The sequence below is a fragment of the Lentzea sp. NPDC092896 genome (assembly GCF_044754905.1).
Classification (GTDB): domain Bacteria; phylum Actinomycetota; class Actinomycetes; order Mycobacteriales; family Pseudonocardiaceae; genus Lentzea.
Genome location: NZ_JBIVPX010000002.1, coordinates 698792 through 721452, shown reverse-complemented (window position 1 = coordinate 721452; position 22661 = coordinate 698792). Strand labels below are relative to the sequence as shown.

Annotated in this window: 24 protein-coding genes; 17 read left to right on the top strand and 7 right to left on the bottom strand. The window is 69.6% G+C overall.

Going from position 1 to position 22661, the window contains the following annotated elements; genetic code table 11:
- Positions 1-5: 5 nt before the first annotated feature.
- The 5 genes from ACIQF0_RS14540 (at position 6) to ACIQF0_RS14520 (ending at position 3544) form a co-directional block, all read left to right on the top strand.
- Positions 6-476 (top strand): molybdopterin-binding protein, encoded by a 471-nt coding sequence (locus ACIQF0_RS14540; protein ID WP_360038766.1) that lies wholly within the window; start codon positions 6-8, stop codon positions 474-476.
- 20 nt (positions 477-496) lie between these two features.
- Positions 497-1453 carry a threonine/serine dehydratase gene (locus tag ACIQF0_RS14535; protein ID WP_401029325.1) on the top strand — a complete coding sequence of 319 codons (957 nt, stop codon included), beginning with the start codon at positions 497-499 and terminating at the stop codon, positions 1451-1453.
- A gap of 4 nt (positions 1454-1457) precedes the next feature.
- Positions 1458-2162 carry an ankyrin repeat domain-containing protein gene (locus ACIQF0_RS14530; RefSeq protein WP_401029322.1) on the top strand — a complete coding sequence of 235 codons (705 nt, stop codon included), beginning with the start codon at positions 1458-1460 and terminating at the stop codon, positions 2160-2162.
- Positions 2163-2387: 225 nt separating this feature from the next.
- Positions 2388-3113 (top strand): anti-sigma factor domain-containing protein, encoded by a 726-nt coding sequence (locus ACIQF0_RS14525; RefSeq protein WP_401029320.1) that lies wholly within the window; start codon positions 2388-2390, stop codon positions 3111-3113.
- Positions 3114-3157: 44 nt separating this feature from the next.
- Positions 3158-3544 (top strand): NAD(P)-binding protein, encoded by a 387-nt coding sequence (locus ACIQF0_RS14520; protein ID WP_401029317.1) that lies wholly within the window; start codon positions 3158-3160, stop codon positions 3542-3544.
- 54 nt (positions 3545-3598) lie between these two features.
- Here the strand turns inward: ACIQF0_RS14520 and ACIQF0_RS14515 are convergent, their stop codons facing one another.
- Entirely contained in the window at positions 3599-4249 is a 651-nt protein-coding gene (locus ACIQF0_RS14515) for a fasciclin domain-containing protein (RefSeq protein ID WP_401029314.1), read from the bottom strand.
- Between the two features lie 226 nt (positions 4250-4475).
- On the opposite strand from ACIQF0_RS14515, the gene ACIQF0_RS14510 reads away from it, so the two are divergent.
- The 3 genes from ACIQF0_RS14510 (at position 4476) to ACIQF0_RS14500 (ending at position 7102) form a co-directional block, all read left to right on the top strand.
- Positions 4476-6203 carry a cytochrome c biogenesis protein DipZ gene (locus ACIQF0_RS14510; RefSeq protein WP_401029312.1) on the top strand — a complete coding sequence of 576 codons (1728 nt, stop codon included), beginning with the start codon at positions 4476-4478 and terminating at the stop codon, positions 6201-6203.
- 14 nt (positions 6204-6217) lie between these two features.
- Positions 6218-6538: a thioredoxin gene (gene trxA / locus ACIQF0_RS14505; protein ID WP_401029309.1), complete on the top strand. Its 321-nt coding sequence runs from the start codon at positions 6218-6220 to the stop codon at positions 6536-6538.
- Positions 6539-6637: 99 nt separating this feature from the next.
- The gene (locus tag ACIQF0_RS14500; RefSeq protein ID WP_401029306.1) at positions 6638-7102 is read left to right on the top strand and encodes a peroxiredoxin; all 465 of its coding nucleotides are present in this window, start codon (positions 6638-6640) and stop codon (positions 7100-7102) included.
- Between the two features lie 54 nt (positions 7103-7156).
- Here ACIQF0_RS14500 and ACIQF0_RS14495 read toward each other — a convergent pair whose 3' ends face one another.
- From ACIQF0_RS14495 to ACIQF0_RS14485, 3 genes are all read right to left on the bottom strand, one after another.
- On the bottom strand, positions 7157-7717 hold the full coding sequence (locus tag ACIQF0_RS14495; RefSeq protein ID WP_401029304.1) for a dihydrofolate reductase family protein: 561 nt from the start codon (positions 7715-7717) through the stop codon (positions 7157-7159).
- 80 nt (positions 7718-7797) lie between these two features.
- Positions 7798-9294, bottom strand: coding sequence for a molybdopterin-dependent oxidoreductase (locus ACIQF0_RS14490; RefSeq protein WP_401029302.1), 1497 nt, complete (start codon positions 9292-9294; stop codon positions 7798-7800).
- A gap of 80 nt (positions 9295-9374) precedes the next feature.
- Positions 9375-10202 carry a hypothetical protein gene (locus tag ACIQF0_RS14485; protein ID WP_401029299.1) on the bottom strand — a complete coding sequence of 276 codons (828 nt, stop codon included), beginning with the start codon at positions 10200-10202 and terminating at the stop codon, positions 9375-9377.
- 186 nt (positions 10203-10388) lie between these two features.
- Here ACIQF0_RS14485 and ACIQF0_RS14480 point away from each other — a divergent pair, with 186 nt between their 5' ends.
- Genes ACIQF0_RS14480 through ACIQF0_RS14470 form a run of 3 tightly spaced genes read left to right on the top strand, consistent with a single transcriptional unit; the run spans position 10389 to position 12524 of the window.
- The gene (locus ACIQF0_RS14480) at positions 10389-10844 is read left to right on the top strand and encodes a nuclear transport factor 2 family protein (protein WP_401029296.1); all 456 of its coding nucleotides are present in this window, start codon (positions 10389-10391) and stop codon (positions 10842-10844) included.
- A 33-nt stretch (positions 10845-10877) separates the two neighbouring features.
- Positions 10878-11498 carry a TetR/AcrR family transcriptional regulator gene (locus ACIQF0_RS14475; protein WP_401029295.1) on the top strand — a complete coding sequence of 207 codons (621 nt, stop codon included), beginning with the start codon at positions 10878-10880 and terminating at the stop codon, positions 11496-11498.
- 6 nt (positions 11499-11504) lie between these two features.
- Positions 11505-12524 carry an NAD(P)-dependent alcohol dehydrogenase gene (locus ACIQF0_RS14470; protein WP_401029293.1) on the top strand — a complete coding sequence of 340 codons (1020 nt, stop codon included), beginning with the start codon at positions 11505-11507 and terminating at the stop codon, positions 12522-12524.
- A 41-nt stretch (positions 12525-12565) separates the two neighbouring features.
- Here the strand turns inward: ACIQF0_RS14470 and ACIQF0_RS14465 are convergent, their stop codons facing one another.
- Positions 12566-13849, bottom strand: coding sequence for an RICIN domain-containing protein (locus ACIQF0_RS14465; protein WP_401029290.1), 1284 nt, complete (start codon positions 13847-13849; stop codon positions 12566-12568).
- Between the two features lie 432 nt (positions 13850-14281).
- Between ACIQF0_RS14465 and ACIQF0_RS14460 the strand changes: the two genes are divergently transcribed.
- Positions 14282-15046, top strand: coding sequence for a GAF and ANTAR domain-containing protein (locus tag ACIQF0_RS14460; RefSeq protein WP_401029287.1), 765 nt, complete (start codon positions 14282-14284; stop codon positions 15044-15046).
- On the opposite strand, the gene ACIQF0_RS14455 is transcribed toward ACIQF0_RS14460, so the two are convergent.
- The gene (locus ACIQF0_RS14455; RefSeq protein WP_360038847.1) at positions 14982-16007 is read right to left on the bottom strand and encodes a hypothetical protein; all 1026 of its coding nucleotides are present in this window, start codon (positions 16005-16007) and stop codon (positions 14982-14984) included. The genes ACIQF0_RS14460 and ACIQF0_RS14455 overlap by 65 nt on opposite strands.
- Before the next feature lie 65 nt (positions 16008-16072).
- Here ACIQF0_RS14455 and ACIQF0_RS14450 point away from each other — a divergent pair, with 65 nt between their 5' ends.
- Genes ACIQF0_RS14450 through ACIQF0_RS14440 form a run of 3 tightly spaced genes read left to right on the top strand, consistent with a single transcriptional unit; the run spans position 16073 to position 19061 of the window.
- A complete protein-coding gene (locus tag ACIQF0_RS14450; protein ID WP_401029284.1) occupies positions 16073-16543 on the top strand; it encodes a (2Fe-2S)-binding protein in 471 nt (156 codons plus the stop codon).
- Positions 16540-18567 (top strand): molybdopterin cofactor-binding domain-containing protein, encoded by a 2028-nt coding sequence (locus ACIQF0_RS14445; RefSeq protein WP_401029281.1) that lies wholly within the window; start codon positions 16540-16542, stop codon positions 18565-18567. Before ACIQF0_RS14450 ends, ACIQF0_RS14445 begins: the two co-directional genes overlap by 4 nt.
- 26 nt (positions 18568-18593) lie before the next feature.
- The gene (locus tag ACIQF0_RS14440) at positions 18594-19061 is read left to right on the top strand and encodes a MarR family winged helix-turn-helix transcriptional regulator (RefSeq protein ID WP_360038856.1); all 468 of its coding nucleotides are present in this window, start codon (positions 18594-18596) and stop codon (positions 19059-19061) included.
- Positions 19062-19232: 171 nt separating this feature from the next.
- Here the strand turns inward: ACIQF0_RS14440 and ACIQF0_RS14435 are convergent, their stop codons facing one another.
- A complete protein-coding gene (locus ACIQF0_RS14435; RefSeq protein ID WP_401029277.1) occupies positions 19233-20267 on the bottom strand; it encodes a LacI family DNA-binding transcriptional regulator in 1035 nt (344 codons plus the stop codon).
- A 203-nt stretch (positions 20268-20470) separates the two neighbouring features.
- On the opposite strand from ACIQF0_RS14435, the gene ACIQF0_RS14430 reads away from it, so the two are divergent.
- Complete coding sequence (locus ACIQF0_RS14430; protein ID WP_360038862.1) at positions 20471-21727, top strand: extracellular solute-binding protein; 1257 nt, start codon at positions 20471-20473, stop codon at positions 21725-21727.
- A 9-nt stretch (positions 21728-21736) separates the two neighbouring features.
- The gene (locus ACIQF0_RS14425) at positions 21737-22657 is read left to right on the top strand and encodes a sugar ABC transporter permease (protein ID WP_360038865.1); all 921 of its coding nucleotides are present in this window, start codon (positions 21737-21739) and stop codon (positions 22655-22657) included.
- Positions 22658-22661 lie beyond the last annotated feature (4 nt).

Here is a 22661-nt window from a genome sequence, read left to right as displayed (position 1 = left end):
AGGGTGTGACGTCATCGTTTGCAGGCATACCAACGCCGCGCACGCCGCTGTCCGAGGACCAGGTCCTGGTCACCGGAGACATCACCGACGACTGGATCTTCCAGACGTCCCACCTCGACGCGCACGCCCGCGAGCCGGTCAACGTCCAGTACCGGACGACCCGCGTCCGCGAGGTCCACCAGGTGCGGGGCGTCCCGCTGCACGAGGTGCTCGCGAAGGTCACGCTGCGCACGTCCGGCGGCAGCAAGATGGACAAGCTCAGCTTCGTCGTCGTGGCCTCGTCGGCCGACGGTTACCGCGTGCTGCTGTCGTGGGCGGAGGTGGACCCCGAGTTCGGCGCGTGCTCGGCGATGCTCGCCACCCGGTACAACGGCAGGCAGCTCACCAGGCCGACCCTCGTCACGCCGCGGGACGGGCGGGCCAGCCGGTACGTGCGCGACGTCGCCCGCCTGGAGATCTCCCGGTTCAGCGCCTGACGACCCTTAGGGTGGGCGGCATGGCGGATCTGCTGACCATCGAAGACGTGCGGGCCGCGGCCGAGGTGCTCGACGGGCGCGTGCTGCGCACCCCGACGCTGCGCTCCCCCGGCCTGTCCGCGCTGTTCGGCGTTCCGACGACGGTGAAGCTGGAACTGTTGCAGCGCGGCGGTTCGTTCAAGACGCGCGGCGCGTTCGCCAAGATCCTCTCGCTGTCCAGCGAGGCACGGGCGGCGGGCGTGGTCGGCGTCAGCGGCGGTAACCACGGGATCGCGCTGGCCGACGCCGCGCACGAACTCGGCGTGGCCGCGACCGTCGTGATGCCTTCCTCCGCGCCCGCTCGTTCCGTCGAACTCGCTCGGGCGTCCGGCGCGGACGTTCGGCTCACCGACGGCCTGGCGGCGGCGTTCGCGCTGCTCAACGACCTGGTGACGACGGGCGCGACGCTCGTGCACCCCTACGACGACCCGATCGTGGTCGCCGGCCAGGGCACCGTGGGGCTGGAGTTCGCGACCGACGCCCCGGACGTCACCGACGTGCTGGTGAGCATCGGTGGCGGAGGGTTCATCGCGGGTGTCGCGACGGCGTTCCACGCGCTCGTGCCCGGCGTCCGGGTGTGGGGTGTCGAGGTCGAGGGTGCCGACGCGATGCACCGGGCGCTGGCCGCGGGCGGACCCGTCGAGATCGCGCCGACGTCGATCGTCTCGACCCTCTCGGCGCCGCACGTGTCGCAGCTGACCTACGACCACGCCGTCGCGCTGGTCGAGGACGTCCTCGTGGTGTCCGACGCGGACGCCGTGCGGGGGTCGATCACGCTGGCGGAAACGCAGAAGGTGTGGGCCGAGCCCGCTGCCGGGTGTCTCGTGGCGGCGGCCCGCACGGTGCTCGACCGGGTCGGACCGGACGCGCGCCTGGGCGTCGTGGTGTGCGGCGGGAACACGACCTTCGCGGACGTCGTCCGCTGGACGCAGGGCTGAACGAATGCGACACGACGATCCACTCGCGCAGACTGTTGTCCTCGCCGTCCGCGGCGGCGACCTGGCCACGTTGCGGCAACTGCTGGCCGACCACGCCGACCTGGCGACCGCGCGGATCGTCGATGACGGCGGGAACGCGCGGACCCTGTTGCACGTGCTGACGGACTGGCCCGCCCGATGCCCTCACGGTGCCGAGACCGTGGCGGTGCTCGTGGCCGCGGGCGCCGACGTCAACGCGCGGTTCCAGGGTTCGCACGACGAGACGCCACTTCATTGGGCCGCGAGCGCCGATGACGTCGTGGTGCTCGACGCGCTTCTCGACGCCGGCGCGGACATCGACGCCGACGGGGCGGTGATCGGCGGTGGCACTCCCCTGGCCGACGCACGGGCGTTCGCGCAGTGGAACGCGGCTCACCGGCTCGTGGAGCGCGGCGCGACGGTCACGTTGACCGATGCCGCCACGCTCGGGTTGTCCGATCGACTTGAGCGCCTTCTGGTCGGTGCCGCGGAAGAAGACGTCAACGCGGCGTTCTGGGGCGCGTGCCACGGTGGTCGACGGGAGTGCGCGGAACGCTTGCTGGCGTTGGGCGCGGACGTGAACTGGCTTCCGCCGTGGGAGCGCTTCACACCGCTCGACGCCGCCGTGCGCAACGAGTTCGAGGACGTCGCGGAATGGTTGCGGGGTCAGGGCGGCAGGCAGGCGGGGTGACGCGTCCCTGTGCGTCCGATTTCACGGTCTGCGGACGCACAGGGACGTGCGTGGCGCCGTCCCGAGCCGGCTGAACCGCATCTGGCGGATCCGCGCGTCCTACATCCGCACCGCGGCACCACATCGGATCGGTGCGACGGCCCGATCCACCCGATGGAGTGACCACCTGGTCCTGGGTTGATCTTCGCGAGCAATCCGTTCATCGGACGGCTTCGAAGCAGAGGCGTGAAACCGGGAAGAACGCGTGCGATCGACCCGCACCTGCTGACCGGTGCCCACGTGCTCGGCGCGCTCCCCGCCGCCGAGCGCGTCGAGTTCGAAGCACACCTGGGCGCGTGCCCGAACTGCGCGGACGAGGTGGCCGAGCTGAGCGAGACCGCGGCCCGGCTGGGCAGCGCTGTCGAGCACGTCGTGCCGAGCGCCCTCCGGCCACTGCTGCTGAGCGCGGTCCGGCAGGTGCGGCAAGTTCCGCCGGAGTCCGAGATCAGGACTGTTTTCTCGCGGCGGCAAGGCTTTCGGCACGCGGCGGCGCTCATCTCGGCCGCCTGTGTGGCCGCCGCGGCGGTGGCCGGTGTGCACGGCGCGTTGACCGCGTCGAGGATCGCCCCCGTCGCCATCTCTCCGCACACCCGGACCGGCGATCTCCTGGCGGCACCGGACCTGCGGCTCGTCACCACGTCCGCCGGCACCGCGGCCATGTCGCGCACCCGCGACGAGCTGCTGTTCCTGGCGGAGGGCCTGCGCACGGTGCCGCGCGGCCGTGTCTACCAACTGTGGCTGGTGGACGACCACGGCCCGCGATCAGCGGGAACCCTGCGACCGGCGGGCACGGCGATGTCGTTGCTCGTGACCGGGATCGCGGGGGCCGGCGAGGCCCTCCTCACGGTCGAGCCGCTGGGCGGGTCACCGAGTCCGACGAGCGGACCGGTCCTCACCCTCGACCTTCACTGAGCCGGACGCCAATCCGGTTCGACCCGCGCACCGAATGTCCTGTCGTGACCGATCACATTCTCGTCATCGGATACGGCGACACCGGGCGCTGCGCCGTGAACTCGGTGCTGGCCTCCCAGCCTGACGCCCGGCTGACCGTGCTGGACATCGACCTGTTCGCGGTCGTCGAGGCGATGGCCAACGGCGCCACCGCGATCCTCGGCGACGGACGGGACAGACGCGCGCTCGACGAAGCCGCGATCGACGCCGCCGACCGGGTCATCGTCGCGGTGCCGGACGACCTCGCCGCCTTCCTGATCACGCGCGCCGTGCGGCCGTACAACCCCGACGCCGTGATCGTCGTCGTCATCCGCGATCAGGAGAACCACTCGCTGTTCCTGTCCTCCGACGCGACGTCCGTCCACATCAGACCTCCCGACGAGCGGACGTGAAGAACTCCGGAAACAGCATCGCTGTTTCCGGAGTTCGTGGTGTTGCCGAACTGCTTACGCAGGCAGCAGGACCGAGTCGATGAGGTAGACGGTGGCGTTGGCGGTGTGCACGCCACCACAGATCACGTTGGCGTCGTTGACCTTCAGCGCGTCCTTGGAACCGCTGACCTTCACGGTGCCGGTCTCGACGGTCTTCTGGTCGCCGACGATCTTGTCGGGCGAGATCTGGCCGGGGACGACGTGGTAGGTCAGGATCTTGGTCAGCAGCGCGTCGTCGGTCTTGAGCTTCTCGATCGTCGCGGCGTCGATCTTCGCGAACGCCGAGTCGACCGGCGCGAACACGGTGAACTCGGCGCCGTTGAGCGTCGAGACCAGGTTGACCTTCGGGTTGAGCTTGCCGGACACGGCGTCGACCAGCGTCTTGAGCAGCGGGTTGTTCGACGCGGCGACGGCGACCGGGTCAGCGGCCATGCCCGAGACGGAACCCGCGCCGGACGGAACCTGCTTCGCGTAGTCGGCACAGCCCGGGCCGACGAGGTCCTTGGCCGGGTCGGCCATCGCGGCGGACGAGGTCGCGGTCGAGGTGGGCGCGGCACTGGACGAGGTACCACTGCTGGCCATGTCACCCGAGCCGCACGCCGCGCCGAACAGGGCGAGCGAGGCGGCGCCGACGGCCAGGACGGTGTTGCGGACGGTCTTGTTCATGACAGGACATCTCCAAGGGTGTTCGGTCGGTTGCCGGTGATTCGCCACCCCGGGGGGAACGGATGGGTGTGGTTATCGATCCGTTACCGAACAATCCGGAAATCACGCTCCACCAGGCAAAACAGCCCGATCATCCACAGTGGACAGCAGCGGTGGCCAATCCGGCCGCGTGCCGGCGCCGAATCAGCGGCATCACGCAGTTCCGTCAACCCGAGTAGGGCCCCACATGTCGACCCTCGCACTGATCGGTCTGATCGGCGGCCTGGTCACCGGTATCTCACCGTGCATCCTGCCCGTCCTTCCCGTCATCTTCTTCTCCGGCGGCACCCAGAGCGCCCGTGCGACGGACTCCGGCACAGGCGCGGTGGCCGTGGCGACCAAACCGGCCTCCCGCACCAGGCCCTACCTCGTCATCGCCGGACTCGTCGTCAGCTTCAGCCTCGTCACCCTGTTCGGGTCGCTGCTGCTCACCGTGCTCAACCTGCCGCAGGACGTCCTGCGCTGGGGCGGCATCGTCGTGCTCATCCTGATCGGCATCGGCCTCATCGTGCCGCGCTTCGAACAACTGCTGGAAAAGCCGTTCAGCTGGATCCCGCAACGCAACCCGGACGCGACCCGCGGCGGCTTCACCCTCGGCCTCGCCCTCGGCGCCGTCTACGTGCCCTGCGCGGGCCCTGTACTGGCCGCCATCACCGTCGCCGGTTCCACCGGCCGGATCGGCACTGAGACCGTGGTGCTGACGCTCACGTTCGCCGTCGGTGCGGCGATCCCGCTGCTGATCTTCGCGCTCGCCGGGCGCCGGGTCGCCGAGCGGGTGCGGTCGTTCCGCAAGCGTCAGCGCGGTATCCGCATCACCGCGGGCGTTGTCATGATCGCGCTGGCGTTCGGGCTGGTGTTCAACCTGCCTCAGCTGCTTCAGAGGGTGATCCCGGACTACACCAGCTCTTTGCAGGACAAGGTGAACAACTCCGAGCAGGTCAAGCGGGCGCTCAACCTCGGCGGACTGGTCAACGACCAGAACAAGGACCTCGACAAGTGCTCCGACGGCGCACCAGAGCTGGAGAGCTGTGGCACCGCGCCGGACATCACCGGCATCCAACAGTGGATCAACTCCCAGCCGCTGGAACTGAACGCGTTGCGGGGCAAGGTCGTCATGCTCGACTTCTGGGCCTACTCCTGCATCAACTGCCAGCGCTCCATCCCGCACGTCGCCGCCTGGGACAAGGCCTATCGCGACGCCGGCCTGCAGGTCATCGGCGTCCACTCCCCCGAATACGCCTTCGAGAAAGAACCCGGCAACGTCACCGCCGCCGCGAAGAACTTCGGCATCACCTACCCGGTCGCCCTGGACAACAACCTCGGCACCTGGACCAACTACCGCAACCGCTACTGGCCCGCGCACTACCTCATCGACACCCAGGGCACCGTGCGGCACATCAAGTTCGGTGAAGGCGACTACCAGGTGACGGAAAAGCTGATCAGGCAACTGCTCACCGACGCCAACCCCGAGACGAAACTTCCGGCAGCCACCGAACTGCAGGACGACACACCCGTCGTCGGGGACATCACCCCTGAGACCTACCTCGGCTCGACCAAACGCGTCAACTTCGCCGGCACCGAGGAGTACACCAGCGGCGAGAAGGCCTTCCAGTTCCCCGACAAGCAGAGCACCGACAGCTTCGCGCTGGCCGGCGACTGGAAACTCGACACCCAGTCCATCACCCCCACCGGTGACTCCGGGCAGATCAAGCTCAACTACCGCGCCAAGGAAGTCCGGATGGTGTTGTCCGGCAAGGGAACCGTCACCGTCCAGAACGGCGGCCAGACCACGACCGTCCAGGTCGACGGCACCCCCAACTCCTACCAGCTCCTCGCCACGACGACGATCCAGGGCGGCTCGCTCACCGCGACCGTCGGCCCCGGCGTCCAGGCCTTCTCCTTCACCTTCGGATGATCAGGAACACCACCATGACACTCGCTGACGTCACCACCGACTCCTTCGACACCGACGTCCTCGGCGCGGACAAGCCCGTACTGGTCGACTTCTGGGCACCCTGGTGCGGTCCCTGCAAGCAACTGAGCCCGGTCGTCACCGGCATCGCCGAGGAACACCAGGACAAGATCTCCGTCGTGAAGGTCGACATCGACGCCCATCCCGACATCGCCGTCCGCTACAGCGTTCTCAGCATCCCGACGCTCATGCTGTTCTCCGGCGGACAGCCCGTCGCGACCCTCACCGCACCGCGCAAGCGCGCCGACATCGTCAAGGCGCTCTCCACCTGGCTCTGAACACCAGCAGAGACGACTCGACCCCGATGGCCTCGCGGCATCGGGGTCGAGTCGTGCCGGGAGACCAATCCGCAGTGCTCCCGGCCTCGAAGAACGGGTGTGAAACGAGGAGACACCGCCCCGGACTTCATCCTGCCCGACGACAACGGCGATCCCCGCACGCTGTCCGGCTTCCTGGACTCCGGCCCGGTCGTGCTGTTCTTCTACCCGGCCGCGATGACGGGCGGCTGCACCGCGGAGAGCTGCCACTTCCGCGACCTGGCGAAGGAGTTCGGCGAAGTCGGCGCCCACCGGGTCGGGATCAGCCCGGACTCCGTGCGCAGACAGCGCGAGTTCGCTGCCACCAACGGCTTCGGCTACCCGCTGCTGTCCGACGTGGACGGTGCCGTGGCGAGGCGGTTCGGTGTCTGGCGGCGCTTCAGCCCACTGCACGCGAAGCGGCACACGTTCGTCATCGACACCGACCACCGGATCCTCGAAGTGATCAAGAGCGAGCTGAAGTTCACCGTGCACGCCGACACCGCTCTCGCAGTGCTGCGAGAGCGTGCGGCGAAAGGCGTCTGAACGCGCTCGGCAGACGAGTGTGGCGCTGACCGCGGACGACCGCGGCCAGCGCGCTCAGCGCCTCTCGTACCTGGTGAGGACCGTCCCACCGGGAAACGTCCGCGTCTCCACCAGGTTCAGGTTCACCCCGCCGTCCAGCGTGCCGAAGAACGACTTGCCGCCGCCCACCAGGACCGGATGGGTGACGATCTCGTACTCGTCGACCAGGCCGGCCCGCATGGCCGCCCCGGCCAGCGTCGCACCACCGACCCTCATCGGACCGCCGTCCCCGGCCTTGAGCCGGGTGATCTCGGCGATCGCGTCGCCGGCCACCACGCGGGTGTTCCAGTCGGCCTCGCCGATCGTCGAGGAGAACACCACCTTCGGCGTGTCCCGCCAGTTCCGCGCGAACTCGATCTCCGCCGCGGTGGCGCCCGGCCTCTGGTCACCTGTCGGCCAGTGGGAACTCATCATCTCCCAGAGCCCGCGCCCGTACAGGAACAGGTCGATCGCCTGTTCCTGCTCGAGCCACCACTGGAACAGCTCGTCACTCGACACGCCCCAGTTGATGTCGCCGTCGGCGGCGGCGACGTAGCCGTCCACGCTCAGGTTCATGCCGTAGATCAGTTTGCGCATGGCGCCATCCTTCCGTCAGTCGGTCTGAGACGTGTGGACAGGCGCGCCGCGCGAAACTCATCGGTGCGAGCTCACCCGCGTCAGCCGACCGAGGTGAAGACCATCGAGTGCCAGCCGGTCGCGCCGTCCGGAATGGGGGCGGCGCGCTCGTTGGTCTGGGTGTAGCCCTTGCGGTCGGTGGCGCGGCATTCCACGGTGTGGTTGCCCGGCTTCAGATCCAGCTCGATGCGCCACATCCGCCAGGTGTCGACGTTGACCTCGGTGCTCAGCGTGGTCTTCTGCCACGGCCCGCCGTCGACGCGGACCTCGACGCCGTCGATGCCGGTGTGCTGGGCCCAGGCGATGCCCGCCACGACGAACCTGCCCGCCGGCACCCGCTCGAAGGACTTCGGCCGGTCCACTCTGGACATGACCTTGACCGGCGCCTTCTTCCCCCAGCCGCGCTGCGCCCAGTACGGGTCGAACGCGTCGAAGGTGGTGAGTTCCATGTCCACCAGCCACTTCGTGGCGGAGACGTACCCGTAGAGACCCGGCACGACCATGCGCACCGGGAAGCCGCGCTCGAGCGGCAGCGGCTCACCGTTCATCCCGAGTGCCAGCATCGCGTTCGATCCGGGCGCCATGATCGACTCGACCGGGGTGCCGCACGTCCAGCCGTCCACGCTGCGCGTCGCGAGCTGGTCGGCACCGGACCGCACGCCGGCGTCCCGCAGCAGGTCGGGCAGGGAGACGCCGATGAAGTTCGACGTGGAGATGTACGGCCCGCCGACCTCGTTGGACACGCACACCAGCGTGATGGTCTTCTCCACCATCGGACGCCGCAGCAGGTCGTCGTAGGTGAGCACCATCTCGTTGTCCACCATGCCGTGCACCCGCATGCGCCAGTCCTCCGCTCGCAGACGAGGCACGGTGAGCGCGGTGTCGACCCGGTAGAACTTGTCGTTCGGCGTCAGGAAGGTCGGTGTGCCCTCGCGGGAGAAGTCGGCGTCGAACGGGATCTCCGGTGCCTTCTCCCGAGGTCGCAGCGTGATGCCGCGCCGGGAGGCCTCGACGTCCACGCGTCCGGCGAGCAACTGCCCGCCCAGCCCCGCGAGACCGGCACCCGCCGCGATCGCCGCCGTCGACAACAGGAACTTCCTTCTCCCCTGCACCACCACCGGCGCCTGGGACCACAACCAGCGGAACGCCGCGACCCCGACGACGAGACTGGCCAGCGGTGCGATCACCGACCACGCGGTCGTGGTCGGCCTGGCCAGCACGGCGGCGACCCCGAGCAGTCCCAGCACACCGGCGAGGGCGGTGCCGGGCCAGGGACTGCGGCGGGACAGCAGCCCCGCCACCACGCCCAGTGCCGCCAGCACGACCGCCATGCCGCCGAGCAGCACCAGCTTGTCGTTCTCGCCGAACGTGCGGACGGCGAAGTCCTTGACCGGGTGGGGCGTCAGGTCGATCGCGGTGTTCCCGACCGCGAGGAACGGCGAGGCCAATGGGCTCACCAGTCCCGCGACGAGGTGCCCGGCCGCCAGCGCCGCGGCCACCGACACCAGGCCGATGAGGATCGTTCGTGTTGCCTTCACGCGAGTGGTTCGGAGCCGACCGCGCACCGGATTGGGGAACGAGCGCCGCCCACCAGGAACGGCGGGCGACGCTCACGCCGTCACGGCTTGGTCAGGCGCACCAGGAATCCGTCGTGGTCGGTGTGGCTCATGCCGTACTTGGAGGTGCTGACGAACGCGATGTCGTTGGAGAACACCACGTGCTGCACGTCGTTGTCCCCCTTGCGGATGTGGCCGGGAGGGACGCAGTTCTGCGCGTTCTCCGGATCGGAGGTGTCGTACTCCAGGTTGAAGTCACCGCCGACGATCGTCTTCCCCGTCACGCCCTCCGCCGCCCGGATCTGCGGGATGGCGTCGAACAGCAGGGACCGGCACTGCGCGAGGGCGACCGGTTCGCTGCTGGCCGACAGATGCGTCGCGCATCCCAGGTGGTCACCGATCGCGTACACACACGCGTACGTCCGCTGCTCGTTGCCGCCGTCCTGGCTTGCGTACCTGCCGCTGTACGTCTTCACGCCCTGGTAGTTCGCCGCCGCCACGCGACCGATCACGGCGTTGCCGTAGTCCTGACCGTTGGCGCACTTCACCGGTGCACCGGTGTCCCGCCGCAGGGCCGGCGCGAAGAACGAGTACACCCGGTCTCCCGGCCACGCCCTCTCGAGCGACGGCACCAGGTAGCCGGGCAGATCGTTGGCGCAGATCTCGTTCAGCGTCACCATGTTCGGGCGCAGCCGCGCGATCAGGTCGCCGCCCTCGATGATCGATCGGCCCTGCGCGTAGCAGCTCACCCCCGCAACGCCGCTGTTGCACAGGTTCAGCTGGAGCTCCCAGAACCGTTCCGCCGCCGCGGCGGGCGCCGCCGAGGGGACCAGCATCCCCAGCCCGAACGCCGCCGCGATCGCCAGAACCGCCGCACTTCGTCGACTCATTCGTCCTCCGTTGATGGAGTCCCCCACACGTGGCGTCCCGCTCCGGCCCATCCCCGCAGCGATCCGCCACCGTCGTTCTACACGGCGCGGGTGCCGCCCGGAGCCGGATCGGGCGTTCCCGGTTGCCGTTTACGACAACCTGTCGTAATCTTTTGCGACAGGTTGTCGTAAAAGTCAGGAGTCACCGTGAGCACGCTCGAAGATCGCGCCGAACTCGTCGAACTGATCAGCCACTACGCCGACATCGCGGACCTGAAGGAGTTCACGACCCTGCCCGGCCGGGTCTTCACCGACGTGCTCACGCTCGACTTCGAGTCCGTGACGGGCATGCCGGTGATGACGGTCCCGCTGAGCGACTACGTCGAGGCCCTCCGCGCCAGCTTCGCGCCGTTCAAGGCGACGCACCACGCCATCACCGGTCACGTGGTCGACCTCGACGGCGACACCGCGAAGATCCACGCGCACGTCCGCGCCGAGCACTGGCTGCCGGACGGACTCGCGGCCGCTCCCTGGCTGGTCGTCGGCTTCTACGACAACGAGGCGGTCCGCACGCCGGAGGGCTGGCGGCTCAACCGTGTCAAGCTGACCGCGATCCACCAGGAGAACCAGCCGACGATGCCGGACGTCGCGCCCGCGCGGTAGCGGACGGTTCCCACGACCGAGGAGAACGATCAGATGCCGCGGATTCGCGCCGCCACCATCGAGGAACACCACGAGATGGTGTGGGCGGACCTCACCGAGGCGCTGCGGCACCTGCTGCTCGAACGCGACTACGAGTCGATCACCATGGGCCACATCGCGACCCGGGCGGGACTCGCGCGCAACACCCTCTACAACTACGCCGCCGACAAGCGCACGCTGGTCCTGGAACTCGCCCGCCGGGCGAGCCGTCCCCTGGCCGAGCAGGTGGCCTCGATCGCCGCGCGCTCACCGGAACCGGCCGCGAACCGGCTGCGGGAGATCGTCGAGGCGATCCTGTCGGCGTCCACGAACCACGCCATGCGGCTGATGTTCCTCCCGAACTCCGGCTCGCTGGTGGCCGAACTGCCGGACGGGCCGGACAACCCGTTCACCGCGCTCGTGGTCCAGGTGGAGAACGTCGTCGAGGACGGTCTCTCCAGCGGTGAGTTCCACGGCGTCGAAGACGTGCGGCTCACCGTGGAACTGCTGTCCGGGGCGATGCGCGCGGGCATCGACCGCATCAGCCGGGATCCGGCCGCCCTCCCGGCCACGATCCGCGCGGCGCAGGAGATCGTCCTCGCCTCCATGACCCTCGGCCCATCGAAAGGAACCTGACGTCGCATGAAGGTCCACGCGTTCGCGGCACACGAAGCCGGCGCACCTCTGCTGCCCTACGAGTACACCGCGGAACCGCTGGGGCCCAACGAGGTCGACGTCCGCGTGACGCACGGCGGCATCTGCCACACCGACCTGGCCGCGATCGACGACGAGTGGGGACTCGGCCGGTTCCCCGCCGTGGCCGGACACGAGGTGGTCGGTGAAGCGGTGGCCGTCGGTGACGCCGTGAATCCCGATGCCCTGCCCATCGGGCAACGGGTCGGCGTCGGCGCCCTCGCGGGGTCCTGCTTCCACTGCGACTGGTGCCTCAGCGGCCGGACCAACCTGTGTCCCCGCCGCGACGCCCTCGTCCTGCGCGGCGACCGCGGCGGGTTCGCCGACCACGTCCGGGCGAGCGACTGGCGGCACGTCCACCCGATCCCCGACGGGATGCGGTCCGAGCACGCCGCGCCACTGCTCTGCGCGGGCACCACGGTGTTCTCACCGCTGCTGGCCAACGGGGTCCTGCCCACGCAGCGCGTCGCGGTGGTCGGCATCGGCGGCCTGGGCCACCTGGCCCTCCAGTTCCTGTCCAGGTGGGGCTGCGCCGTCACCGCGATCTCGACGACATCGGACAAGCGAGCCGACGCCGAACGCTTCGGCGCCACGGACTTCATCGCCTCCCGCGAGCCGGGAGCGCTGCGAGCGGCGGCCGGCTCGTTCGACTTCGTCCTGTCCACCGTCTCCGCCGACCTGCCGTGGGACGACTACCTCGCGATCCTGAGCCCTCAGGGCCGGCTGTGCGTCGCGGGCATGCCCACGCACCCCATCACCCTGTCCGCCCTGGGCCTGGTGTCCGAGGCGAAGGCGGTCGTCGGCGGCATCGTCGGAACGGTGACCGAGACCCGGCAGATGCTCGGCTTCGCCGCCCGTCACGACATCCGGCCCGAGGTGGAGACGTTCGCGGCCGCGGACTTCGAGCGGGCACTCGACCGCGTCCGCGACGGCAGCCTGCGGTACCGGGCGGTCGTCGAGTTCGCCTGACGTGCTCCGGGCCTCGCCGGCCCGGAGCACGGTCGTGCGGGTCAGGCGACGCGGAACGACTGCGCGGCGCCGCCGTTGCACGCCGCCTGCACCAGCTGCACCTCGTCCGCGGCCGAACCACCGGGAACGGTCAGGCACTTCCCGCTGTGCCGGGCGACCAGGTGGTAGTAGCCGCCGCCTTCGGAGACGGCCTGCCACTGCTGGTTGTTCCCGCCGCCGTACGTCCACAGCTGCACGCCCGCGTTGTCGGCGAGCGACACCCCGGACACGTCGAGCACCAGCGCGGCGTTCGTGCGGTTGTTGACACGCGCGTAGCCGCCGCTGGTCGCCTGGAACTGGAACTGCTGCGCGGTGGTCCCGTTGCAGGAGTACTGCTGGATCACCGTGCCGTTGCTCGACCCCGCCGCCTTCGCGTCGACGCACTTGCCGTTCGCCTTGCTGACCACGGGGTACCAGGCGGCGGGGTCGATGCCACCGGGATCACCCGTGCCGCCACCTCCGAGGCCGCGCAGCCCGTCGAGGATCAGCTTGTTCTGCTGTGCGCTCTCAAATGTCGACGACAGCGCGGTGTCCGTGGCGTAGTTCATCTTGTTGTGGCCGAAGTTCGCGTACAGCATCCGGTAGTTCTTGTTCGTCCAGATGATCGGATAATCCCCGGAGTACCAGATCTCGCCGGGGTTGTCGCCGACCGGGAACGTCGACTGGTCCAGCGACGCCAGCACCGTGATGTTCGGGTTCTGCCGGATGTTCTTCTCCCACGCGTACCACTCGCTGGCCGACGACAGGATGGTGTCCGGCAGGTTCGCGGTGGCCGGGTTGCCCTTGTTCTCGATCCGCAACGTCTCGGCGGTCGGCGCCCAGCTGTTGTCGGCGAGGTGGCCGGAACCGAGGAAGTCGTAGTGGTACCAACGGGTGTAGGCCTGGTCACCGGAGTCGGAGTAGGCCGAGACGTGGAAGCCGAAGAACGCGCCGCCGGCGTCGAGGTAGCGCTTGAAGCCCTCGTACTGCTGCTGCGTGTGCGGCTTGTCGTCGAGGAACATCACGACCTGGTACTGGCCGGGCGTGATCGTGGTGAGCAGGTTCCAGTCCTTGGTCGCGGTGTAGGTGAACCCGTTGGCCGCGGACTGCTGCGGGAACCACACGTTGGCCTCGCGCTGGAAACTGCGGTGCGCCTGGTCCTGCGCCTCGCTGTAGAAGGCGAGGACCTTGAACGGCGCGGCGGCCTCGGCCTGCGGCGTGACGGCCGTGGGACCGGCGACCAGCGCGGCCGCCGCGACGGCGGCGGCAAGCGCTTTCCAGGCACGCGTGAAGAAGCCTCTGGGCATAGGGGGTTCCTTTCCGGTACTGCAGGGAGGGCACCGGGCGACCGACACTCGGATTAAGGCACAGCGGGAGCCAGGTGGTCCAGACCTCTGCGTGCCGATACCGCGACCGGGAACGCGACCGCGCCGGACTCGCGAACCGGCGGACCGGCACCCGTGTGAGCAGGGCCGCGGCGGGGTACTGACACATCGTCGAACACGCGCGTGTTCGCACCGGAGGACCGCCCTCGGGTGGTCCGGCCGGCGTCGGCACGGGAAGTTGAGACCTTGCAGCGACCCGCCGCCGGCGCCGGTTCCAGTGCGTCCGTTCCGGACCGCGCGTTGCCCGTGGCCGTACGATGCGCTGAACGCGCGTCAAGCAGCTGGCGCCCGTGGACACTCCACAGAGCGACGAAGGGGCGCCGCGGCATGGCGGACTACGTGCAATCAGGATCGGTGAGATCGGTCGACGGCGAACGCCCCGATCCGGTCGTGCGCCTCGACGAGACCACCGAGGCGCTGACACAGCTGCACGACGCCTTCACCGGCGAGGAGTCGATCGAGGACGCGTTGCAGCGGGTCGCGGAGACCGCGGCCAGGGCCGTGCCCGACGCCGACGCGGTGACCGTCTCCGTGGTCACGGACGACAAGCCGCACACGGCGGCGGCCACGGACCAGCGGCTCGTCGAGCTCGACCAGAAGCAGTACGACTCCGGGCGCGGGCCGTGCCTGGAGTCGGCGCTCAACCTGACGCCCGTGCGCGCGGTGATCGGTGAGCACCGCGATTCGTGGCCCGAGTTCGAGGCCGCCGCCGAGGCCGCCGGTGTGCGCGCGTACCTGTCGGTGCCGGTCGTGCTGCCGGCCTCGGACGACGCCGAGGCGCGGCACATCGGCACGCTCAACATCTACAGCTACACGGCGGCGGCCTTCGACCCGTTCGACGAAGGCCTCATGCGGCTGTTCACCACGGCCGCGTCCGCCACGATCACCAGCTCCCAGCGGTGGCGGCACTCGCAGGGCCAGGTCCGGCAACTGGAGCGGGCCCTGGGGTCGCGTGCCGTGATCGACCAGGCGAAAGGTGTGCTGATGGCGGTGCACACGTGCACCGCCGACGACGCGTTCGCGCTGCTCGTGGCGGAGTCGCAGCGGCTGAACGTCAAGCTCCGCGACGTGGCGGCGAAGCTTCTGGAGTCGGTGTCGCAGCCGGACGAGCCAGCCTGACGCCCGCCCAGATCAGCAGGGCGAGCACCGCGACCAGCAGGTACTCGATCAGCGGGATCCGCACGACCTCGTCGATCCTGCCGAGCCCTCGCCAGGAGTAGACGGCGAGGGCGGCGACCACGTACGTGCCGCCGATCCACCACCTCACTCCCCTGCTGAGCCCGACGCCGTGCATCTGGGTGAGCACGAAGATCGCCACGAACCCGAAGAAGAACATCGGCCACATCCCGTTCGGGCCGGAGTTCATCACCGCGACGAGCGTGCCGTGCGCGGCCACGAGCAGCTCCAGGGTCAGCGTCCACCAGCGGTTCGTGTGGGATGTCGTGAACATCAGACTGCTCTGCACGAGCAGCAGGAACATGTAGAAGAACCCGATGAGGTGCCCACTCGAGGACTCCATCGGGTGGTACCAGAACGTGTAGATCGCGGCCCAGCTGAACAGGTAGCCGTGGTAGCGGCGGGCGAACCCGACCACCTGCGCGGAGATCGGCGCGGACCAGGTCAGCACGAGGCCGCGGCGGCGGTTCTCCATCAGCAGGACGACCACGAGCAGCAGGACGACGGAGCCCTGCGAGCTGAAGATGGAGACGTCCTGGGCGAGGCCGTCGTAGAACACCTGCGTCTGCAGGGCGTGCAGGCCGACGAACGCGCCGTTCGCGGCGAGGGCGACGACGTTGAGGCGGTGCAGGCCGGTGGTGTAGCGCCGGACCCTGGTCTGCGCGTAGTAGATCAGGCCCCACGACACGAGCTGGTGCGCCGCGTAGCCCAACCAGGCGGACGCCCTGGTCCAGAAGGTCGGATCCGGCAGCTTCCAGTAGTACCAGGAGGCTCCTTGGTCGGGCAGCAACGCGATGCCGTGCAGCCGTTGACCCAGCACCCACACCAGGCCGGTGAGCAGCGCGCTCGCCACCACACCCCACACCAGAACACCCCGACCGGGCCGCCGCAGATCGTTCAGCATGCTGAGCATTATGCACGGTCTGTCGTGATACGTTCAGCGCACTGAGCAAATCAGGAGGCAGCGCGGTGGCCCGATATCTGTTGCGCGTCAACGGTGAACGGCACGAGGTGGACGTCGAGGGCGACACTCCCCTGTTGTGGGTGTTGCGGGACGAGCTGGGGCTGACGGGGGTCAAGTACGGGTGCGGGGTCGGCCTGTGCGGTGCCTGCACGTCCCATGTGGACGGTCAGGCCGCGCGGCCCTGCGTGCGCACCGCCGCGGACAGCGCGAAGTCCCGGATCACGACGATCGAGGGGCTGTCGCGCGACGGGGACCACCCGGTGCAGCGGGCGTGGCGGGAGCTCGACGTGGCGCAGTGCGGCTACTGCCAGCCCGGCCAGGTCATGGCCGCCGCGGCGCTGCTCGCCCGTGATCCGGACCCGGACGACGCGGCCATCGACGAGGCCCTGCGCGACAACGTGTGCCGGTGCGGCACCTATCCCCGCATCCGTGACGCCGTGCGCCGTGCGAGCCGGATCATGCGGGAGGGACGATGATCAGCAGGCGGACGTTGCTGCGCGGCGCGGGAGTCGGCGCGCTGGTCGTCGCGGTGCCGGTGCCCGCGCTCGCCGCCGGGAGCCTCGTGCCGAACGTGTTCGTGCGGCTGGACGACGCGGGCCGGATCACCGCGACCGTGCCCCGGCCGGACACCGGTCAGGGCGTGCGGACCGTGGTCGCGCTGATGGTCGCCGAGGAACTGGCGGTCGAGGCCGGCGACATCACGCTGGAACAGGCGCACGGTGACACCGAGCGCTTCGGCTCGCAGGGTGTCGCCAACTCGACGTCCGTGCGCCAGCTCTCCACCCCGATCCGCACGGCCGCCGCGACCGCGCGCTGCCTGCTCGTCACCGCCGCCGCGCAACGCTGGCGCGTGCCGGTCAGCGAGTGCACGGCGAAGGACGGCGCCGTGTGCCATCCGCGCCGGGGCCGGCTGCCGTACCGGGCGCTCGTGCGCGGCGCCGCGGCCCTCGATCCCGCGACCGTGCCCGTCGAGCTCACTCCGCCGGAGAAGTGGCGGTTGCTGGGCAAGACCCGTGGCGGCCGGGTGGACGCGCGCGACGTCGTCACCGGCCGCGTCCGCTACGGCATCGACTCCCGGCCTCCCGGTGGCATGGTCGCGGTCGTGGCGCGGCCGCCGTGGATCGGCGCGGTTCCCGACACGATCGACGACACCGCGACCCGAGCCCTGCCCGGCGTGGTCGACGTCCTGACGCTCACCTCGCCCGCGGAGGGGCAGGGTGGCGTCGCGGTGATCGCCAGGTCGACCCACCAGGCGTTGCGGGGACGTGACGCGCTGCGGATCACCTGGCGCGGCGGCACACCCGGTGCGGACAGCCGCGCGTGGCTCGCCGATCTGCACTCCGCGTTGCCCGCGCAGAGTCCGATCAACGGCCTGCAGCGGGTCTATCAGATGCCGTTGCTCGCGCACGCGCCGATGGAACCGATGAACGCCACCGCCCACGTTCGTCCAGATGGCGTGACCATCTGGGCGCCGACGCAGGACCCCGGCAGCCTGCGCACCCAGCTGGCGCGCCAGCTCGGCCTGCCCGCGACGGCCGTGCGGGTGGAGACGGCGGCGTCCGGCGGTGCGTTCGGGCGGCGCATCGAGCCTGATCCGGTGCTGGAGGCGGTGGCCTGCTCACGACGCGCGGGCGCCCCTGTCCAAGTGCTGTGGACGCGTGCCGACGACATGCGCAACGACTCCTACCGGCCGATGTCGGTGCACAGGATGTCCGCGGAGATCGGCGCCGACGGCCTTCCCGTCCGCAGGGCGCACGAGGTCGCCACCTGGCCGCTGACCGTCCTGCCCATCTTCTCCAACCCCGCCCTGATCAAGGCGAGCGGCGACCACTTCCCCTACACCGTGCCGGGCGACGTCACGGTGACCGTGCGGCCCGCGCCGCTGCGCACCGGGTTCTGGCGGTCCGTCTACGCGGGCCAGTTCCTCTACGCGGAGGAGAACTTCCTGAGCGAGATCGGCACGAGGTCCGGCCTCGACCAGGTCGCGCTGCGCCGGACGCTGCTGCCCGCGGGCTCCCGGCTGCACAAGGTGCTCGACACCGTCGCCGACCGCGCCCGCTGGAGCACACCGCCCGCGCCCGGCACCTCACGGGGCGTGGCCTGCCTGGAGGAGTACGGTTCCGCGATCGCCGTGATCGCCGTCGCCGAACCGGCGTCGCGCCGGGTGCTGCGCGTGCACGCGGCCGTGGACGTCGGCGTGGCACTGCACCCGTCCGGGGTCCGCGCCCAGGTCGAGGGATGTGTGGCCGACGCACTGTCCACTGTGCTCGGCGCCCAGATCACCGTCCGGGAAGGACACGTCGCGGAGTCGTCGTTCGGTGACTACCGGTGGGCGCGGATCAACCAGACACCCGACATCGACGTGACGATCGTGCCGTCGACCGCTCCGCTGGGCGGCCTCGGCGAACTCGCCTACCCGCCGGCGGCCGCGGCCATCGCGGCGGCACTCGCGGGCGACACGCCGGTGACGGGCATGCCGTTCGGGACCGACGTGGGGTGATCGGGTGGGTCTGGGATGATGGCGCCGTGGCCGAAGGAGACGAGCCGGCGGTGCCAGACCGCCCGGACCAGGTGGACGTCGACTCCTGGCCGACCGGCAGGCTCCTGTCGGTCGCGGCGCGCGTGGTCGAGAAGCGCTTCGAGGACTTCCTGGCGGGCCGCGGCCTCACCCACGCGGGCATGATCACCCTGCACCACCTCGCCGACGGACCACGTTCCCAGCGCGAGCTCGCCGTGCTGTGCCGGGTCACGGACCAGACCATGAGCCGCACCATCGAACACCTCGACCGCGGCGGCCACGTCGTGCGCAGCCAGGACCTGCAGGACCGCAGGCGCACGTCGGTGAAGATCACCCCGGCAGGCCGCCGGGCCCTCGCCGCCGCCCGCCGCGAGGAACGCGAGTCCGACACGCTGCTCGGCGCCGTGGACGACTACGAGCACTTCCGGCAGCAGCTGATCGCCCTCATCGCGGCCGCGACGTCCACCAGGGACTAGAACCCCGCAGGTCGCGTCCGGCGACAGTGGCAGCCAAGGGCCCCGGAGGCAGCACCCGAACACGCCCGGTACGAGGGCGCTGCGGCGCCACCGCCTTCGGGCCCCTGGCCCGCGCCCATCACCGAACCAACCTGCGGAACACGACCGGAACCACGTCCCGCACGTCGCGACCTAACGCGCTCCGCAGGAATCCCTGACGACCAGCTGGGTCGGCAGCACCACGGGCTCCTCGCGCCCGGCACCGGTGATCATGGCCATGATCGTCTTCGCTGCCGCCACCCCGAACCCCGGCTTGTCCTGCGCCACCGTCGTCAGCGCCGGGTCGACCACCGAGGCGATCTCGATGTCGTCGAACCCGACGAGCGCGAGGTCCTGGGGCACGCGCAGGCCGGCGGCACGGGCGCCGAGCAGCGCGCCGACCGCCATCTCGTCGCTGGCCGCGAAGACCGCGGTGGGCGGCTCGTCGAGCGCCAGAAGCCGCTGCAGGGCCGCGGTTCCGCTCGCCCGGTAGAAGTCGCCCGCGACCACGTAGTCGTCGCGCGGCTCGACGCCCGCCTCCCGCAACGCCTTGCGGTAGCCAGAAACACGGGCCTCGGAGGGCTGGTTGCCCGGCGGGCCGGTGATCGTGGCGATTCGGGAGTGGCCGAGACCGACGAGGTGCTGGACGGCCGACCGCGCGCCGCCCTCGTTGTCCGACGTCACGTACGTGGCGCGGGGTCCGTCGACGGCCACGTCCAGCGCGACGCACGGAAATCCGGACTGCGCGAAGGCTTCGAACGCGGCTGCGTCCGAACCGCTGTCGATCAGGACCAGCCCGCCGAGGTGGTGGCGGCGGGTCATGTTCACGTAACCGACCGGGTCCGCGAGCGACGCGCCGACCTCGCGGGAGTCGCCGCTGGTCGCGAGCATCAGCAGGTGGTAGCCGTGCGCGCTGAGCGCGGACTTCAGCCCTATCAGCAGGTCCTGCAGGTACGGGTGCCGCCAGCCGGGCCTGCGGTGGTCGGTGTCCCAGACCAGGCCGATCATCGTCGACTGCTTCGTCGACAACGCCCGCGCGGACTCGTTGGGCCGGTAGTCCAGCTCCTTCGCGACGCGCAGCACGCGTTCACGCGTTTCCTCGTTCACCGTTTCCGGCTGGTTGAAGACGCGCGACACCGTCGCCACGGACACGCCGCAGAGCTGGGCGATCTCTCGCCCGGTCGCCATCGGACCTCCCGATTTACCGTAAGCGGTTACATAGACCCTACGAGCAGCACTTCCCCTAGTCAAACGGGTGCCGAAGTTGATCTGTTTATCATCTCGTTACTTGACGGACACCGCGTAACACCGCTGTCATTGGCGCCACACACCTTCTCCACGAAGCACTTCTTCTGCTTCAGCGCGCCCAAAAACCAACGGAGGCCTGGAAAATGCGCCCCAAAGCACTCGCCATCGGCTGCGTCGCGCTGGCGACCGCCATGGTGCTCAGCGGTTGCGGCAGCGACACCGCGTCCGGTGGCAAGACGAAGCTGACCATCGGCCTGTTCGGCAACTTCGGCTACGCCGAGCTGCTCAAGGAGTACGCGAGCACGCACCCGGACGTCGAGATCACCGACCGCACCGCCTCCTACTCCGACCACCACAAGAACCTCGCCGCGCACCTCGCGACCAACAGCGGTGCGGCGGACATCGAGGCGGTCGACACGGGATACGTCAACCAGTTCAAGGCCACGCCGGACAAGTTCGTCGACCTCAACACGAAGGGCGGCGGCGAGCTCAAGGACCGTTGGCTGGCCTGGAAGTGGGAGGCGTCGCTGAGCAAGGACGGCAAGCAGATCGGGTACGGCACCGACATCGGCGGCCTGGCCATCTGCTACCGCCGCGACCTGCTGCAGAACGCCGGGCTGCCCGCCGACCGCGACCAGGTCGCGGCGCTGTGGCCGACCTGGCAGGACTTCATGGCCGCGGGCAAGACGTTCCAGGCCAAGGCCCCCGAGGGCGTCAAGTGGTTCGACGGCGGCCCGACCGTCCTCAACGCGATCGTCGGCCAGGCCTCCACCGGCTACTACGACAAGACCGACAAGATCGTCGTGGGTGACAACAAGGAGATCAAGGCGGGCTGGGACCTCGTCGTCGACGGCGTGCAGTCCGGCCTGTCCTCGAAGCTCCTGTACTCCACGCCGGTCTGGAACACGGGCTTCAAGCAGGGCCAGTTCGCGACCGTGACCTGCCCTGCCTGGCAGATGGCCAAGATCAAGGACCAGGCCGGGCCGGAGGCGGCCGGCAAGTGGGACGTCACCTCCGTGCCCGGCGGTGGCGGCAACTGGGGCGGCTCGTACCTCACGGTTCCCAAGGCGGGCAAGAACGTCGACAAGGCCGTGGAACTGGCGGCGTGGCTGACCGCGCCCGAGCAGCAGGCCAAGGTGTTCAAGAGCGCCGGGCTGCTGCCGTCGATCCCGAAGCTGTACGACGACCCGTCGATCGTCGACTACAAGAACCCGTACTTCAACGACGCGCCGATCGGCAAGCTCTTCACCGACGCGGCCAAGAAGCTCAACCCGCAGTACCAGGGGCCGAAGGCCGGCGACATCCAGACCGCGATCGGCAACGCCATGCAGCGCGTCGAACAGGGCAAGCAGAACGGCGAGGACTCGTGGCGCCAGTTCGTCGGCGACGTCCAGAAGTGACGAGCTGACATGGTCCTGATCGACAAGACGGCCAGAAGGCACCGCTGGGACACGAAGTTCGCACCGTACGGGTACGTGGCGCCCTACTTCCTGATCTTCGGTGTCTTCGGGCTGTTCCCCCTGCTCTACACCGTCTGGGTCTCGTTGCAGGACCGCAACCTGCTCGAGTCCGACGCGGCGAGCCTCGTCTGGTTCGACAACTACGCGGCGCTCATGGCGGACCCGTACTTCTGGAACGCCATGGGCAACACGCTCAGCCTGTGGCTCCTGACGACGGTGCCGCAGATCCTGTTCGCGCTCTTCATCGCGCAGCTGCTCAACCGCAAGGTCCGCACGCGCACGCTGTTCCGGATGGGCGTCATCCTGCCGAACATCACCTCGGTGGCAGCCGTGACGATCATCTTCGCGCAGCTGTTCGGCCGGGACTTCGGCCTGATCAACTGGGTACTGGAACTGTTCGGCGTGGGCCACATCGACTGGCAGGCGGGCACGGCGTCCTCGCACATCGCGATCGCCGTGATGGTGGTGTGGCGCTGGACCGGCTACCACGCGCTGATCTTCCTGGCCTCCATGCAGGCGATCCCGTCGACGTTGTACGAAGCGGCCACATTGGACGGTGCGAACGGGCGGCAGCAGTTCTGGCGGATCACCGTGCCGTTGCTGCGGCCGCAGATCATCTTCTCCACGATCATCGCGACCACCGGCAACATGCGGCTGCTCGCCGAACCGCTGCTGTTCAACCCCGGCGCCGCGGCCGCGACCGGCGGCTCCGACCGGCAGTTCCAGACCGCCGCGCTGTACCTGTACGAGCAGGGCTTCACGAACTACGACTTCGGCTACAGCTCGGCGATCGCCGTCGTGCTGGCCATCGCCACGGTGATCGTCGCCGGTCTCGGCTACCTGGTGACCAAACGGATCCGGACGGAGTGACCCC

What these genes read in the sequence shown, in the direction of transcription:
- ACIQF0_RS14510 (WP_401029312.1), top strand. Translation starts at nt 4,476, where the DNA reads ATGTCGACCCTCGCACTGATCGGTCTGATCGGCGGCCTGGTCACCGGT.
- ACIQF0_RS14495 (WP_401029304.1), bottom strand. Translation starts at nt 7,717, where the DNA reads ATGCGCAAACTGATCTACGGCATGAACCTGAGCGTGGACGGCTACGTC.
- ACIQF0_RS14515 (WP_401029314.1), bottom strand. Translation starts at nt 4,249, where the DNA reads ATGAACAAGACCGTCCGCAACACCGTCCTGGCCGTCGGCGCCGCCTCG.
- ACIQF0_RS14445 (WP_401029281.1), top strand. Translation starts at nt 16,540, where the DNA reads ATGATCAGCAGGCGGACGTTGCTGCGCGGCGCGGGAGTCGGCGCGCTG.
- ACIQF0_RS14435 (WP_401029277.1), bottom strand. Translation starts at nt 20,267, where the DNA reads ATGGCGACCGGGCGAGAGATCGCCCAGCTCTGCGGCGTGTCCGTGGCG.
- ACIQF0_RS14485 (WP_401029299.1), bottom strand. Translation starts at nt 10,202, where the DNA reads ATGAGTCGACGAAGTGCGGCGGTTCTGGCGATCGCGGCGGCGTTCGGG.
- ACIQF0_RS14530 (WP_401029322.1), top strand. Translation starts at nt 1,458, where the DNA reads ATGCGACACGACGATCCACTCGCGCAGACTGTTGTCCTCGCCGTCCGC.
- trxA (WP_401029309.1), top strand. Translation starts at nt 6,218, where the DNA reads ATGACACTCGCTGACGTCACCACCGACTCCTTCGACACCGACGTCCTC.
- ACIQF0_RS14430 (WP_360038862.1), top strand. Translation starts at nt 20,471, where the DNA reads ATGCGCCCCAAAGCACTCGCCATCGGCTGCGTCGCGCTGGCGACCGCC.
- ACIQF0_RS14455 (WP_360038847.1), bottom strand. Translation starts at nt 16,007, where the DNA reads ATGCTGAACGATCTGCGGCGGCCCGGTCGGGGTGTTCTGGTGTGGGGT.
- ACIQF0_RS14475 (WP_401029295.1), top strand. Translation starts at nt 10,878, where the DNA reads ATGCCGCGGATTCGCGCCGCCACCATCGAGGAACACCACGAGATGGTG.
- ACIQF0_RS14465 (WP_401029290.1), bottom strand. Translation starts at nt 13,849, where the DNA reads ATGCCCAGAGGCTTCTTCACGCGTGCCTGGAAAGCGCTTGCCGCCGCC.
- ACIQF0_RS14425 (WP_360038865.1), top strand. Translation starts at nt 21,737, where the DNA reads ATGGTCCTGATCGACAAGACGGCCAGAAGGCACCGCTGGGACACGAAG.
- ACIQF0_RS14535 (WP_401029325.1), top strand. Translation starts at nt 497, where the DNA reads ATGGCGGATCTGCTGACCATCGAAGACGTGCGGGCCGCGGCCGAGGTG.
- ACIQF0_RS14470 (WP_401029293.1), top strand. Translation starts at nt 11,505, where the DNA reads ATGAAGGTCCACGCGTTCGCGGCACACGAAGCCGGCGCACCTCTGCTG.